10 protein-coding genes are annotated in these 13,965 nt (G+C 69.4%); all 10 read right to left on the bottom strand.

The window, feature by feature from the left end; genetic code table 11:
* Positions 1-55: 55 nt before the first annotated feature.
* The gene (locus tag ACQPZQ_RS18465; protein ID WP_433297381.1) at positions 56-1,750 is read right to left on the bottom strand and encodes a dihydroxy-acid dehydratase; all 1,695 of its coding nucleotides are present in this window, start codon (positions 1,748-1,750) and stop codon (positions 56-58) included.
* Positions 1,747-2,682: a dihydrodipicolinate synthase family protein gene (locus ACQPZQ_RS18460; RefSeq protein WP_433297378.1), complete on the bottom strand. Its 936-nt coding sequence runs from the start codon at positions 2,680-2,682 to the stop codon at positions 1,747-1,749. The genes ACQPZQ_RS18465 and ACQPZQ_RS18460 overlap by 4 nt, the downstream gene beginning before the upstream one ends.
* A complete protein-coding gene (locus tag ACQPZQ_RS18455) occupies positions 2,679-4,115 on the bottom strand; it encodes an NAD-dependent succinate-semialdehyde dehydrogenase (protein ID WP_433297376.1) in 1,437 nt (478 codons plus the stop codon). The genes ACQPZQ_RS18460 and ACQPZQ_RS18455 overlap by 4 nt, the downstream gene beginning before the upstream one ends.
* A 1-nt stretch (position 4,116) precedes the next feature.
* Positions 4,117-5,904, bottom strand: a complete 1,788-nt coding sequence (locus ACQPZQ_RS18450) for a GH39 family glycosyl hydrolase (protein ID WP_433297373.1) — start codon at positions 5,902-5,904, stop codon at positions 4,117-4,119.
* Position 5,905: 1 nt separating this feature from the next.
* On the bottom strand, positions 5,906-6,796 hold the full coding sequence (locus ACQPZQ_RS18445; protein ID WP_433297371.1) for a carbohydrate ABC transporter permease: 891 nt from the start codon (positions 6,794-6,796) through the stop codon (positions 5,906-5,908).
* The gene (locus ACQPZQ_RS18440) at positions 6,789-7,730 is read right to left on the bottom strand and encodes a carbohydrate ABC transporter permease (RefSeq protein ID WP_433297369.1); all 942 of its coding nucleotides are present in this window, start codon (positions 7,728-7,730) and stop codon (positions 6,789-6,791) included. The genes ACQPZQ_RS18445 and ACQPZQ_RS18440 overlap by 8 nt, the downstream gene beginning before the upstream one ends.
* Entirely contained in the window at positions 7,727-9,007 is a 1,281-nt protein-coding gene (locus tag ACQPZQ_RS18435; RefSeq protein WP_433297367.1) for an extracellular solute-binding protein, read from the bottom strand. Before ACQPZQ_RS18435 ends, ACQPZQ_RS18440 begins: the two co-directional genes overlap by 4 nt.
* 66 nt (positions 9,008-9,073) lie before the next feature.
* Positions 9,074-11,677 (bottom strand): hypothetical protein, encoded by a 2,604-nt coding sequence (locus ACQPZQ_RS18430; protein ID WP_433297365.1) that lies wholly within the window; start codon positions 11,675-11,677, stop codon positions 9,074-9,076.
* 54 nt (positions 11,678-11,731) lie between these two features.
* Complete coding sequence (locus tag ACQPZQ_RS18425) at positions 11,732-13,033, bottom strand: ABC transporter substrate-binding protein (protein WP_433297363.1); 1,302 nt, start codon at positions 13,031-13,033, stop codon at positions 11,732-11,734.
* Positions 13,034-13,085: 52 nt separating this feature from the next.
* Positions 13,086-13,961, bottom strand: a complete 876-nt coding sequence (locus tag ACQPZQ_RS18420) for a carbohydrate ABC transporter permease (protein WP_433297360.1) — start codon at positions 13,959-13,961, stop codon at positions 13,086-13,088.
* Positions 13,962-13,965: the final 4 nt, after the last annotated feature.

The following is a 13,965-nucleotide window of genomic DNA, read 5'->3' as shown; positions in this document are numbered from 1 at the left end:
ATCCCTTCAGCGGGTCGTCGACGACCCGATCTCCGGTGCGGCGAGCGGTGTGCCGTCAGGCACGTGGGATGCAGAAGTCGAAGTCGCAGCCACGGTCGGCCCCCGTGACGTGCTCATCGAACAACTTGCGGTACCCGGTCATCGGGGCCGGCTGGGGAGCAGGCAGCTCCGCCCGGCGGCGGGCCAGCTCCGCGTCGTCGACGAGCAGGTCGAGGCTCGCCTCGCTGACCGACAGCCGGACCCGGTCCCCCGTCCTGACCAAGGCGAGCGGACCGCCGATCGCGGCCTCGGGCGTGACGTGCAGGACGATCGTGCCGTACGCGGTGCCGCTCATCCGCGCGTCGGAGATGCGGACCATGTCGCGCACGCCCTTGCGCGCCAGCTTGGCGGGAATGGGCAGGTAGCCGGCCTCGGGCATCCCGGCTCCGCGCGGACCGGCGTTCTGCAGTACGAGAACGTCCGACTCCGTCACGTCGAGGTCCGGGTCATCGACGCGCTCCGCGAGGTCCTCCAGTGACCGGAAGACCACTGCGCGTCCGGTGGTCTCGAACAGCGCAGGATCTGCGGCAGACCGCTTGATCAGCGCGCCGTCGGGCGCCAGCGACCCCCGCAACCACACCAGCCCGCCCTTGTCCCGGCTCGGTTCCGCGGCCGTCCGTACGACGCTGCGGTCGACCCAGTCCGGCCCCTCCCCCAACACCTCCCCGAGGGTGGCGCCGGTGACGGTGAGCGCGGACAGGTCCAGCAGGTCCCGCAGCTCGTGCAGCACTGCCGGGAGTCCACCGGAGGCGTGCAGGTCCTCCATGTAGTGCGCGCCCGTCGGCTTGAGCTCGACGAGCACCGGCGTCGTCTCGCTGAGCGCGTTCAGCTCGTCCGGATCGATCGGGATCCCCAGCCGCCCCGCCATCGCCGTCAGGTGGACCAGGGCGTTCGTCGAGCCGCCGATCGCGAGGAGCACCCGCAGCGCGTTGCGGACCGACGCCGGGGTGACCACCTGGTCCGGGGTGCGCCCTGCTGCGGCGATCTCGACCGCGGCCGTGCCGGTCGCCTCCGCGATCCGCAGCCGGTCGGAATGCACGGCAGGTGCGGTGGCGCTGCCCGGCAGCGCCATCCCCAGCGCTTCGACGACGCACGCCATCGTGCTGGCCGTACCCATCACCGCGCACGTGCCCGCCGTGGTGGCGAGGTTCCGCTCGACCTCCGCGATCTCCTCGGCACTGACGTCGCCGCCGCGATAGTTCGCCCAGAACCGGCGGCAGTCGGTGCAGGCGCCGAGGCGTTCCCCGTGGTAGCGCCCGGTCGACATCGGCCCGGTCACGAGCTGGACGGCGGGGCGCCCGGCGGAGAAGGCGCCCATCAGCTGCGCCGGGACGGTCTTGTCGCAACCACCGACCAGGACGACGGCGTCCATCGGCTGCGCCCGCACCATCTCCTCGACGTCCATCGCCATCAGGTTGCGGAACATCATCGCCGTCGGGTTCAGGAATCCCTCCCCGAGCGACACCGTGGGGAACTGCATGGGCAGCCCACCGGCCGCGGTCACGCCGCGCACCACCGACGCGACGAGCTCGGGCATCGCCCGGTGGCAGGGGTTGAAGTCGCTCGCCGATGTGGCGATGCCGATCACCGGGCGTTCGAGCGATTCGGGCGCGCGCCCCGTCGAGTGCAGGAACGTCCGGCGTAGGTAGCGGGAGAACTCCCGGTCGCCGTAGTTCGTCAGGCCGCGGTAGAGCCCTCTCTCCTCAGTCATCCCTCCCTCCCGGACGCCGCTGCGTCCTGGAGCACGTCACCCGGGGCACCGCGCAGATGTTCCGCGAGCAGCTCGAGCATGCGCGGAGGGATCGCCCGTGCGGGCGGGCGCACTGCGTCGTGCCGGATCAGCCCACGCAGCACCAGGCTGTGCTTGCGCAGCCCGAGCGCGATGCCCTGCTGGAACTCGAAGTTCACCAGCGGCAGGTAGTCGCGCCACACGTCACGAGCGGCTCCGAACCCACCGGACCGATATGCCGCGACGCAGGCGAGCAGCCCCTCGGGCACGGAGAAGCCGGTCATCGCGCCGGCCGCGCCGACCGCGAGCTCGTCGAGCAGGCACGTGCCGCCGAGCCCGCCGAACACGGGAACCTCGACACCCGCGACGAGCTCGGCCACGGCGGGCGGGCTGGGCGAGGACTCGGACTTCACCGCCGTCACCGCGGGCACTCGCCGGACGGCGTCGACCAGGTCGCGCGCGGCGATCGAGATACCGCTGATGATCGGGTAGTCCTGGACGACGATTCCTTGTCCCGTCCGGTCGGCGACCGTCGTCAGGTGCCGGGCGAGCGCGGCCGGGTCGGGCGACGCGACCTGCACCATCAGCCCGGCCAGCCGCCCGTCCACCAGGTCGAGCACGTTGTCCGCCTCGGCGCAGGCCGCGTCGGTCTCGAGCGCGCTGACTCCGACCACCAGCGGCAGCTGCGGGTCTGCCGCCACCACGGTCTCCACGACGGTCCGCCGCTCGTCGGGCGTGAGCCGGGCCGCCTCGCCGAACACACCGAGCACGGTGAGCCCGGTGGCGCCGATCCGCGCGTAGTGCTGCACCTGGCGGGCGAGGGACTCGGTGTCCACGGCGGATCCGTCGGCGGTCAGCGGCGTGGCCAGCACTCCCCAGACGCCGGCAGAAAGCGGTTCCTTGCTACTGCTCACGGCCTTCCCCTCGATGTCACGGCGGTGGCGACGGTGTACGCCTCGATGCTCTCGGTGCCGCCCTCCCGGCCGTAGCCCGAGAGCCCGACTCCTCCGAACGGTGACGCGGCCGAGGCGAGTGCCGTCTCGTTCACCCCGATCATGCCCACGTCCAGGCCCGCCACCGCAGCGTCGGCCCGGCCGAGGTCGGCGGTGTAGACGTACGCCGCCAGCCCGTACGGCACGTCGTTGGCCCAGGCGAGCCCGTCGTCCAGGGTGCCGAACCGCAGCACGGGAAGGACCGGCCCGAACGGTTCCTCGCGCAGCACGGCAGCGTCCGCGGGAACGTCGGTGAGCACCGTCGGCAAGAAGAAGAAGCCCGGCCCGGCCGGCGCGCGGCCGCCGCACCGCACGGTCGCTCCGCCGGCCGCGGCCTTCTCGACCAGTTCGGCCACGGCGGCGCGCCGCCGCGCGTTGGCGAGCGGGCCGACGTCGCTGCCCGGGTCGGTACCAGGCCCGACCCGCAGCTGCGCGACCAGCCGTTCGACCGCGGCGACGAACCGGTCGTGGACGGCGTCCTGCACGAAGATCCGGCTCGGCGAGATGCAGACCTGGCCCGCGTTGCGGAACTTCGAGCGGACCACCGCCGCAGCGGCGCGGTCGACCGCCTCGTCGTCCAGATCGTCGAGAACCAGCACCGGGGCGTGCCCGCCGAGCTCCAGCGTGAGCGGTTGGAGCCGCTCGGCGGAGAGCCGCACGAGCTGCCGGCCCACCGGCACCGAGCCGGTCAGGCTGATCTTCGCGATCACGTCCGACTCGATCAGCCGCGCGCTGACGCGAGGCGGCTCGCCGGTGATCAGGTTGACCACGCCGTCCGGCACACCGGCGTCGGCCAAGGTCGCCACCAGCGCCATCGCCGTGCGCGGCGCCTCCACAGCAGGGCACACCACGATGCTGCAGCCGAACGCGACGGCGGGCGCGAGCTTGCGGGCGGGCAGCGACGCCGGGAAGTTCCACGCCGTGAACGCGGCCACCGGGCCGACCGGCCGCCGCTCGACCCAGGACCGGCGCCCCGGCTCGGTGGCGAGCACGCGCCCGTAGGCGCGCACGGCCTCGCCTGCGAACCAGCTGAACTGCTCGGCCGACTGGCGCACCTCCGCCCTGGCCTCGTCGAGCGGCTTGCCCTGCTCCTGGGTCAGGACTGCGGCGATCTCCTCCGTGCGCTCCAGCAGCAGCGATGCCGCACGGGCGAGCACCTCGGAGCGCTGGGTAGGAGACGCACGCCGCCAGGTGTCGAACCCCGAGTCCGCCGCAGCGAGGACGGCGTCGAGGTCGGCGTCGGATGCGTCCGGCACCGTGGCCACGACCCGCTCGGTGGCCGGGTCGACCACGTCGATCGTGCGGCCGTCCGACGCGTCCCGCCATTCACCCCCGATGAACAGCTGGTCGGGCACGTCAGGCGCCCTCTCCCGGGACCAGCACCAGCAGGCTGAGCGAGGGCAGCGGAAGTTGCACCTGCAACGTCAGCGCGCCGCCGTCGGCCGTGACGCGCGCATCGTCGGCGAACCGCTCGAGCCCCTGCCGCTGCGTGATCGCGGCCAACTGCTCCGCCGTCGGGTCCTGCGGGGCGCCGACGCCCTGCCACACCGTGTGGCTGTTGCTGTGATCGCGGTCGATCCGCCAATGCTGCAGCGTCCAGGCACCCGGCGTCAGGCCGTCGACCTGCAGGTCGACGACGGTGGGCGCGTCGTCTTCCGCGTACTGGTCGTCGGCGTGGCGCCAGACGAGCACCGCGACGCGGCCGTCGGCCGACGACCTGCTGGCCAGCACGTCGACCTCCTCCGCCAGACCGGCGCCGACGGCGGTCAGGTCGTCCACAGCCACGGCAGCATCCGATGTGGCCCCGATCCGCCGATCACCGAGCTGGGCGAACGCTCGGTAGGCGTTCATCAGCGGCTTCTCGATGCGCGACGCAGTGACGAAGCTGCGGGTGCCCTCGAAGTAGCGCTCGCCCTCCATGGAGAAGCTCCATGTGGTCGCCTCCGCGACCTGCGCAGCATGGCGGGCGTTCAGGTCGAGGACCTTCTTCATCAGCTTCGCCTGGAACACCGGGTAGTACTCGTTGTTGCGATACGCGAAGTTCGCGTTGTCGTAGATCCCCCAGTGCGCGGGCACCGACGCGTCGCACTCGTCCACGATCGCGGGCAGCCCGGTGTAGGCCGGGAACTCCTCCATCACCGCGAGCATGCGATCGATCTCCCGCAGCATCTTCGCCATGGACGGCGACTGCTTCGTCGGTGCCGGCGCGCCGATCGGCGCATAGGTGCGCCACGGCGAGAATGCCGCCCCCTTGGTGTGGAACGAGACGAAGTCCAGCGGCAGGTCCCGCTCCGAGCACGCGGTCAGGAAGCCACGCAGGAACGTGACCCCCTTGTCCCCACCGGTCACCGTGGGCCCGCCGACGCGTGCGGTGGGCAGCACGCTGCGGACCGCCTTCGCGGCCACCTCGTACAGGTCGTGGAACTCCTCGGGGGTGCCGCGCCAGTAGGAGATGTCGGGCTCGTTCCACAGCTCCCACAGCCAGTGCGACATCTCCTCCTCGCCGTAGCGGTCCAGGCAGTGCTGCGCCAGCGCCGCCACGAGCCCGCCCCACTTCGCGTAGTCCTTCGGCGGGTAGGACCACCAGCCCGCCTCGTACTCGCTGTAGAGCGTCGGGCTGCTCTCGAACGCGAACTCCTCCTTCGCCCTGTCCGGCACCAGGGCGCGCGGGGTGAACGCCAGCTCGACCAGCGGGTGGTGGCCGGCCCCGACGATCGTGTCGTAGGTGAGATCGGCGATCGTGAAGTCGTAGAACGGGTTGCCGTCCGCGTCCTCGTGGTAGACGTTCCCGCTCCCCCAGTGCGGGAGACCGAGGCCCGTGCCGCTGTTGAAGACGTAGTGCGGGCGGACGTGGTAGGGCGTCTCGGCGAAACCACCGATCGTCCCGAGCGTCCGGCGGCCCTGCGGGGTGTAGGTCCAGTTGATCTCGTCGTAGCCGAGGCTCGCCCACGGACGGTCGAGCACGCCGCGGTCGTCACCTGCGCCGACCGTGACCCGGGCCGTGCGCACGTGCGGCGCGTCCGGGTCGGCAGGCGTGTAGGGCACGGCCTGGACGCCGCTGCCGGAGCTGTTCTTCTCGGCGGCAGGATCGGCGGCCCCGTTGTCGGAACCGTCCGTGTCGATCCGCTGCAGATCGGAGGTCATCTCAACCCTTCAGTCCTGTACTGCTGATTCCTTCGATGATGAAGCGCTGTGCGAAGAGAAAGACCAGGAGCGGCGGCGTGATCGCCAGGATCGTCGAGGCCATCACCACGCCGTAGTCGATGTCGCCGTACGCCGACCGGAAGGTCACGAGCGCGAGCGGGAGGGTCTGCATCGCGGGCGAACTGGTGGAGATCAGCGGCCAGAGGAAGTCGTTCCAGGCGCCGAGGAAGACGAGGATGCCGAGCGTCGCCATGGCCGGGCGGATCAGGGGCACCACGATGTAGCGGTAGGTCTGCCACGCGTTGGCGCCGTCGATCCGGGCCGCGTCGGTGAGGTCGTCGGGCAGGTTCACGATGAACTGCCGGATCAGCACCACACCGAGGAGCGAGACGATGTGCGGCAGCGCAAGCGCGCCGTAAGTGTTGAGCAGGCCGAGCTGGTTGAACTGCTGGAACAGGGGAACCAGCACCACCTCGTTCGGGATCAGCATCGTCACGAGGAGCAGCCCGAACACCACACCGTTGCCGCGGAACGGCAGCTTCGCCAGCGCGTAGCCGGCCATCGAGCAGACCAGCAGCGCCAGGACGGTCGAACTGACAGCCACCACCGCGCTGTTGAAGAACGCGACGAAGATGTTCACCGCGCGCCCGCCCGGGTCGACGAGCATTCCCCAGTTGTCGAGCGTGGGGCTCTGCGGCACGAGCCGATTGCCGTCGTCATCGGCCGCCTCGAACGAGGAGGACAGGGCCCACAGCAGCGGAAGCGCCCACAGCACGGCCACCACGAGTGCGGCACCCGTGGCGATCCACTGGGCGCGACGCCGGGCGGCGGGTGGCACCTGTCCCCGGCCTGCTGCGGAAGCCGGACGCGTCATGCTCGCGGTGTCAGCCATTGCCCGAGTTCCTCCGGGTCAGGATCTGCTGGACGATCGCGACCACGAGGATCACGAGCGCGAGCGTCCATCCGATGGCGGCGGCGTATCCCGTGCGGAAGTCGCGGAAGCCCGTCTCGTAGAGCATCTGCAGCACCACACGGGTACTGCCGCTCGGCCCACCCTCGGTGAGCAGGTAGACCTGCTCGAACACCTTGAACGAGTCGATCAGCCTCAGCAGGATCACGAGCCCGAGCACGGGCGCGATGCCGGGCAGCGTGACGAACCGGAACTGCTGCCAGGGGTTCGCCCCGTCGATCCGGGCCGCCTCGTACAGCTGCTTGGGGATGTCCTGCAGCGCGGCGAGCAGGATCAGCAGCGGGAACCCGACCCGCCACCACAGCGTCAGCAGCACGACCCCGCCCATCGCCTCGCCTGGCTGGGAGAGCCACTGCTGTGCGGGCAACCCGATCGCCTGCAGCACGGTGTTGAGCGACCCGTTGACGGGGTTGAGCACGAGATTCCAGATCAAGGCCACAGCAGCGCCGGGCAGGAGATAGGGCGAGACGAACGCAGCCCGGATCGCGTTGCGCCCACCGAGGTCGCGGTTCAGGAGCAGCGCGAGCACCAGCCCGGCCGCCACGAGCACCGGCACGTTCAGCACGACGAAGAGCAACGTGTGGCCGAACGCGGCGTGGAAGTCGGAGTCACCGAGCAACGTCACGTAGTTGTTCAGGCCGACGAACCCGCCGGTTCCCTCGGCCACGTTGACGTCCGTGGCGCTCAGGTACAGACCGTGCACCACCGGCACCGCCCACAGCAGCAGGTAGAGCACGGCGAACGGCGTCAGGAACATAACGGCGGCTCGCCACGGACGCCTGCGCCGATTCCTGCTGGTCCCCGCCCCGGTCCCGCCTCGGATGGTCGCGCCGATCCCGGTGGTGACGGCACTCACGACGGCTCCTTCATCGTCCCGGTCGCCCGGGCCGTCGCGGAGCGGAGCTCGGATGCCACGTCTGCGCGCTGGTAGACGATGTTGTCCATCGCGTCGTTGAGGTACTGGAAGGCCTGGTTCCAGCGGTAGGCATAGGGCGCGAAGTGTGCGTACTTCGCCTGGTCGATGAAGAGGCTCATCTTGCGGACCACCGGGTCGGTGCTCGCGGCGATCGGCCCGGCAGCCGCCGTGCTGGCCGGCGCCTGCGCACCCGCCCAGTCGACGCTGCCCTCACGGAACAGCCAGCTGATGAACTTCTGCGCCTGGTCCCGGACCCAGTCGTCGTTCGTGCGCTGAATCGGGATGGTGTAGATGTGTGAGGTCGCGATCATGGCGCGTGGCCCGTCGAAGAACTGCGGCAGCGGTGCGACGTCGAGCTCCATGCCGGTCTCGGCGTTCGTCTCCAGCAGCTGCTGGAGCCCCCAGGGGTACGTGCAGACCATGCCCACCTGCTGGGCGCGGAACATCTGCCCGACCTGGAGCCCGTCCACGAGCTGCTGCGGCGACACCTGGTAGCGATGCACGAGGTCCTGCTCCAGCTGCGCCGCCGCAATGCCCGCCTCGCTGTCGAACATCGCACGGCTCTCGCCGTCGATCAGGTCGCCGCCGCCTTGCCAATTCATGCTCTGCCAGGGCATGTACGTGCCGGTCTCCCGGACGAAACCCCATGGTCCGGACGCCTTCAGTGCCTGCGCGGCCGCGAGGAACTCCTCCCCCGTGGCGGGCGGGCGGTCGGGATCGAGACCGGCCTTCGCGAACAGCTGCCGGTTGTACCCGAGCGCCTGCGGCCCCGTGCTCATCGTGACGCCGTACAGCTCGCCGTCGATCTCCGCGAGCTCCCTCGTGCCGTCGACGAAGTCCGACTCGGCGAGCCCCAGATCCCCGAGCCGGATCGTGTGGAGGAAGCGCCGCAGCGGCTGGATCTCATAGCTGTGCAGCGCGACGATCGCGGGCGGCGCCCCGGCCAGCGCGGCCGTGAGGACCTTCGTCAGGTAGTCCCCGCCGTACGCCGGCGCGCTGAACCGGACGAACACCTCGTCCTGCGAGGAGTTGTACCGATCGACGATGGACTGCATGAGGTCGCCGTCGCCACCGGTGTAGAACGTGACGAACTCCAGGACCCGACCGCCGCCGCGGGTGGTCTCGTCGAAGGGCGAGGAGCAGGCGCCGAGCGCGACACTCGCGGCGCTCCCGGTCGCAAGCGCCAGCAGCCGGCGCCGGGACAGCGTGGGCAGCATCAGTCTCCCTCGGACATCGATGTCGTGGGCGGGTGTACTGGAGCTGGGACCCCTCACGGGGACGGGTCAGCGGGCGGCCGAGCTTCCGAGCACGAAGTACGGCTGATTCGACAGATCAGCAGCGAGGCCGGGGTACAGTGCCTGCCCGCCGTCGCCGTGCTCGACGCTGAAGAAGTACATCAGCGGATAGGTCGAGGCTGTGTAGCTCCCGTCGATCGTGCCGACCAGCGAGCCGCCACTCGACTCCATCGGCACCTGCTGGAAGGACTCGGACTGGTCGACGTGCCGATAGTGCAAGGTGGCGCCGACGGGCCCCGGCGTGAGCACGTCGAGCGACAGCGACAGCGGCGCACCCCGCTCGAAATTCGGCGGCGCGGTATGCGCCACACCGGGCGCCACCGGTCGCCGGGGCACCGGCGGAAGCTGCACAGCGGCGCCACCTGCGGTCCTCGCCTCCGCAAGCTCGTCCTCGAGCGCCGCCAGATCGACGTCGATCTCCGGCACCCGGTCAGCCCAATGTCCATGCTCGGAGTGCTCGATGCCGAATCGCAGGTCCCTCTGGTAGATGCCCTCCACCACGTCGACGATCTCACCGAACGCATCCCTCGCCGGCCGGTAATGCGCCAGCGCGGACTCGAGACACCGGGCGTCCCCCGTGGCCCGGAAGATCGAGTAGTCCACTGCCGCCCGGAACTTGCCTGCGAAGAACCGGCCCAACCGGACGAGCACCTCGAGGTCGATCAAGGTCCGCCGCACCTGTGGGTCCGTCTGGTCCGCGGCCTCGCGGCACCGTTCGAGCGCCGCGTGGCCGTCGGCGACCAACTGCTCGATCCACTCCGCTACCTCGATCGGCGTGTATTTCGCCGTCACGCGTCCTGCCGCAACGTCGGCGACGTACCCGTCGATGCCGTAGAAGGTGGTCGGGTCGAACGGGCTGACCCCGCCCCAGTTCTTCGGATCGTCGGTGTCGAACGCGTAGTGCGCCGAGTGCACGCGCGACGAGATCGGCAGGTTGACGTAGACCTCGGGCCAGTAGCCGTTGTTCGACCCTCCGACACCGTGCACCACGGTCACCAACGGGAGGATTCGGCTGAGCGAGCTCAGCGAGCGCTCGACATCGCCGCCTGCGGGACCGTATGTCGCCCGCAGGTACCGTCGCCACGTCTCCGGGTCGGAGTCGGGGTTGTGCAGCAGCCGCCCCCACAGCAGATACGTGTAGCGGTACTTGGTCCACTCCTGGCCGGAAAGCCGGAGGTCGGCCTGAACATAAGGGTCACGAGCGCCGATCTCGCCACTCCCCTTGCGGCCCTTGAAGAACAACGGCTCGCAGATGTCCACACCGCGGGACCCGCCGAAGGTGGCCAGCCGCCCGTAGCCCGCCGCGATCGCAGGGTCGCCCCAGAGCAGCAGCTTCTGGGTGCCCGGCCAGACCCGGAACATCAGGTCCACCTGCCGGTCTTCACGGAGGAAGTCGCCGTAGCCGTATCGCGTGAAGCGGCGGGAGAACTCCGTGATGCCCTTCATCTCGTGACCGGCCGGGATCGGCTTCGCCGCCTCCCGCGCCCTGATCGACGCCTGGTGGTAGGGCAACCCGACGTGCTCGGCCCAGTACTTCGCTGACAGCACTGGTGAGAGCGAGGGCAGGTCCACCGCGTCGAGGAGCGCCTGATCGACACCCTTGGCGTGCATGTCGATCTCCAAGGGCCTGCCCACGGACGCCGCGCCTGTGAAGACCGCGCTCCAGAACACCTCGTGCCGGTCGTCGGGGATGCCGCCCTCGTAGTGCACGCGGAAGGTCAGCCCGTCGATGTCCGGGCACTCGGTGAGCAGTTGGGCGATCGCAGCCCCGCAGTACTCCGCGTGGTTCTCCGGGTTGATGCCGGTGATCGGATAGCGGTGCACCGAGTCCCGGCCGTAGTCGTAGGCGTGGTTCCAGAGCCCCAACTGGAACCGCATGCCGCGCCGCCGAGTCTCGGCTGCGATGAACCGCAGCGTCTCCAGGTTTCGCTTCCGTTCCTCGGCGTCGACTCCCTCTGCAGCTACCTCGAAGCCATCGACGTCAAGGAGGAACGGGTAGGCGAAGCAGAGGTAGTTGTCGGTCGCCCCGTGCCGATCGGCGCCGTAGTTGTACTGCATCCCCAACGCCAAGTGGAACCGGTTGAACCGGGCGGCGGCCAGCCAGGACAGGTACTCCTCCCAGAAAGCCCGGTCGTGGAACCAGGGCAGGTCCTCGTCCACGCTGGAGAACGACCGCACGATCCCGCGCACGGGCACCGCCGGGCTCGCGGTCTCGGCGCCGATCCCCGTCAGAGCCTCGATCGGGTTGTCGGCATACGCGACCCGGTCGGCGAGCTCCAGGAGCGCGTAGACGAGGCCGGTCGCGTCAGTGCCGACGACGGTCACCTGCCGGCCCTCCCCGACGATCAGGAATGATTCCGGCGTCGCAGGCATTTCTGTGCCGGCCGGCAGACCGGGCGCCTCGGCGGAGGAGAGCACCTGCACGGTGATCGCCGCGTCGGCGTCGCGCGAGGTCGTGAACCCGATCCCCTTCTCCGACAAGCGGTCCGACAGCACACCGACCGCCCACGTGACGGTTGGCCCATTGGTGATCGGGTTCCCTTCGTTCCTGGTGACGAGCACGGCCGGCCGACTGACTTCGACATCCGACATGGGAGTGATGGGTTCCAATCTCGATGGGGTGCGGCGCGTGGGGCGCCGTGCGGTCTACGCGGTGAGCGCCTTGCGGGCGTCGGACAGAAACTGCGTGGCACCGTCCCTGATCGGAGTGGTACCGAAGGCGATGTCCTGGCTGACCTTCAACAGGAGGTCCTGGACCTCCGTCGAGGACGGCGGCGACGCAGGCGGCGGCGTGAACGCGTGCTTCAGTGCCAGGTCTGTGTAGGCCATCATCTGCTTCTCGCTCGGATCGAGGTCGCCCGAGGAGAGCAGCACGTCACGCCCTGCCGACGACGCTGGCGGGCCGCTGATCAGCCGCAGGGCGCGCGCCGCCTCCTCACCGTTGGTGAACCAGTTGATGAACGCGGCCGCCTCCTCCTGACGGCCGCTGCGAGCGTTGAGGGACAGATAGCTGCTCGGCGTCGGGAACTGCGGCGACTGGCCGTCCTTCGTGTACTTCGGCGGCAGCGTGATCTCGATGGTGTGGTCGGTGAGGTCCTGGAAGCCACCCTTGAGGTTGGCGGTGTAGATGTGCCCCAGCGGGGCGATCTTCTTCACCATCGGCAGCGTCGGCCAGTCGCCATATGTCGCCTGCGCGGCGATCTCCGCGGGGAGGGTGCCGCCTGACGAGCGCAGCGCGGCCCAGTACTCGAACCACTCCACCAGCGTGTCCTCACTGAAGCCGAAGTCGTCCTGGCCGCGGTAGAGCTCCTCGCCCTTCGACCGCACGAACATCTGGAGCGTCGCCGGGTCGCCGCTCGGGTCCTCCGAGCCGTAGATGGTGTTGCCCGACTTCTGGCGGATCTCGTTGCACAACGCCGCATACTCGTCCCAGGTCCAGGTGCCGTCCGGAAGTGCGATGCCGAGGCTCTCCAGCACTGTGCGGTCGTAACCGAAGCCGTAGGAGCTCATGGCCACGGGAACACCGAACTGCTTGCCGTCGACCTTTCCCTGACTCAGCAGGTTCTCGTCGAAGTACTTCGTCTCGATCACGCGTGGCACGAACTGGTCAAGCGGAGCCAGCGCACCTGCGGCGCTGTACTGGCCGATTCGCGCGATGTCGATGTTGATGACGTCAGGCGCGTTTCCGCCCGCCATCTGCGTGGCCAGCTTGTCCCAATACTCTGAGGTTGCCGAGCCTTCGAAGGACATCTTCGTGCCGGGGTGACCCGCGGTGTACAGGTCAGCCAACTTGCCGCGCAGCCCGAGCTTCGTCGGGTCGCCGTAGCTACTGAAGCGGACGGAGTCCGACGCCCCGGGGCCCATCCCGCAGGCGGCGAGCAGCGGGACGGCGACGCCGAACAGGGCGCCGGCCTGTAGGAACCGCCGCCGGCCGATCGTGGAGCTCATGTCGTGGTTCTCCTCGTGATGATGCGCGCCGAATTCGTCGCGCAGGGTGGCCTTAGCCCTTCAGCCCCGTCGTGGCGATGCCTTCGACGATCCGCTTCTGCGCGATCAGGAAGACGATGAACGTCGGCACGAGCGAGAGCACCGACATCGCGAGCAACTGGCCGTACGACGAGTCGCCGGTGGCGTCGACGAATCGCCGCAGTGCCACGGGAACCGTCTCGCTGGACGGGTACGACAGGTAGATCAACTGCGAGAAGAAATCGTTGTAGGTCCAGATGAACGTGAAGATCACGGTGGTGATCATCACCGGCCCGAGCAGGGGCAGAATGATCCGGCTGAAGATCCGGATCTTCCCGCACCCGTCGATCATCGCGGCTTCGTCCAATGTTCTCGGGATCGTCCGAATGAACTGGACCATGAGGAAGATGAAGAAGGCGTCGGTGGCGAGGAACTTCGGCACCACCAGCGGGAGGTAGGTGTTCACCCAGCCCAGGTTGAAGAAGGTCACGTACTGCGGGATCAGCAGTGCGTGGGCGGGCAGCATCACCGACCCGAGCATGACCGCGAACCAGAACTTCTTGAACCTGAACTCCAGCCGGGCGAATGCGTAGGCGGTGAGACTGCAGGCCACCACGTTCCCCACCACCGCGAGCGCCGCAATCAGCAGCGAGTTCACGTAGAACTGCGTGAACGACGGGTCGGTGGCTGTCCAGCCCGAGATGTAGTTGCGCGGATCCAGCGACGTGGGCAGCGGGTTCAGTTGCGAGAAGATGTCCGTCTCGTCCTTGAAGGACCCGCCGATCATCCAGAGCAGCGGATAGACCATCACCACCACGCCTGCGAGCAGCACAAGGTGGATGTGCCAGCGGCGTGCCCGGAAGCGACGCGCCGGCGCGCGGGTTTCGGCTGCGGTGCCGGTAATCGTCATGGCC

This window comes from Pseudonocardia sp. CA-142604 (genome assembly GCF_050948475.1).
Classification (GTDB): Bacteria; Actinomycetota; Actinomycetes; order Mycobacteriales; family Pseudonocardiaceae; genus Pseudonocardia; species Pseudonocardia alaniniphila.
This window is presented reverse-complemented; position numbering and strand designations above follow the sequence as displayed.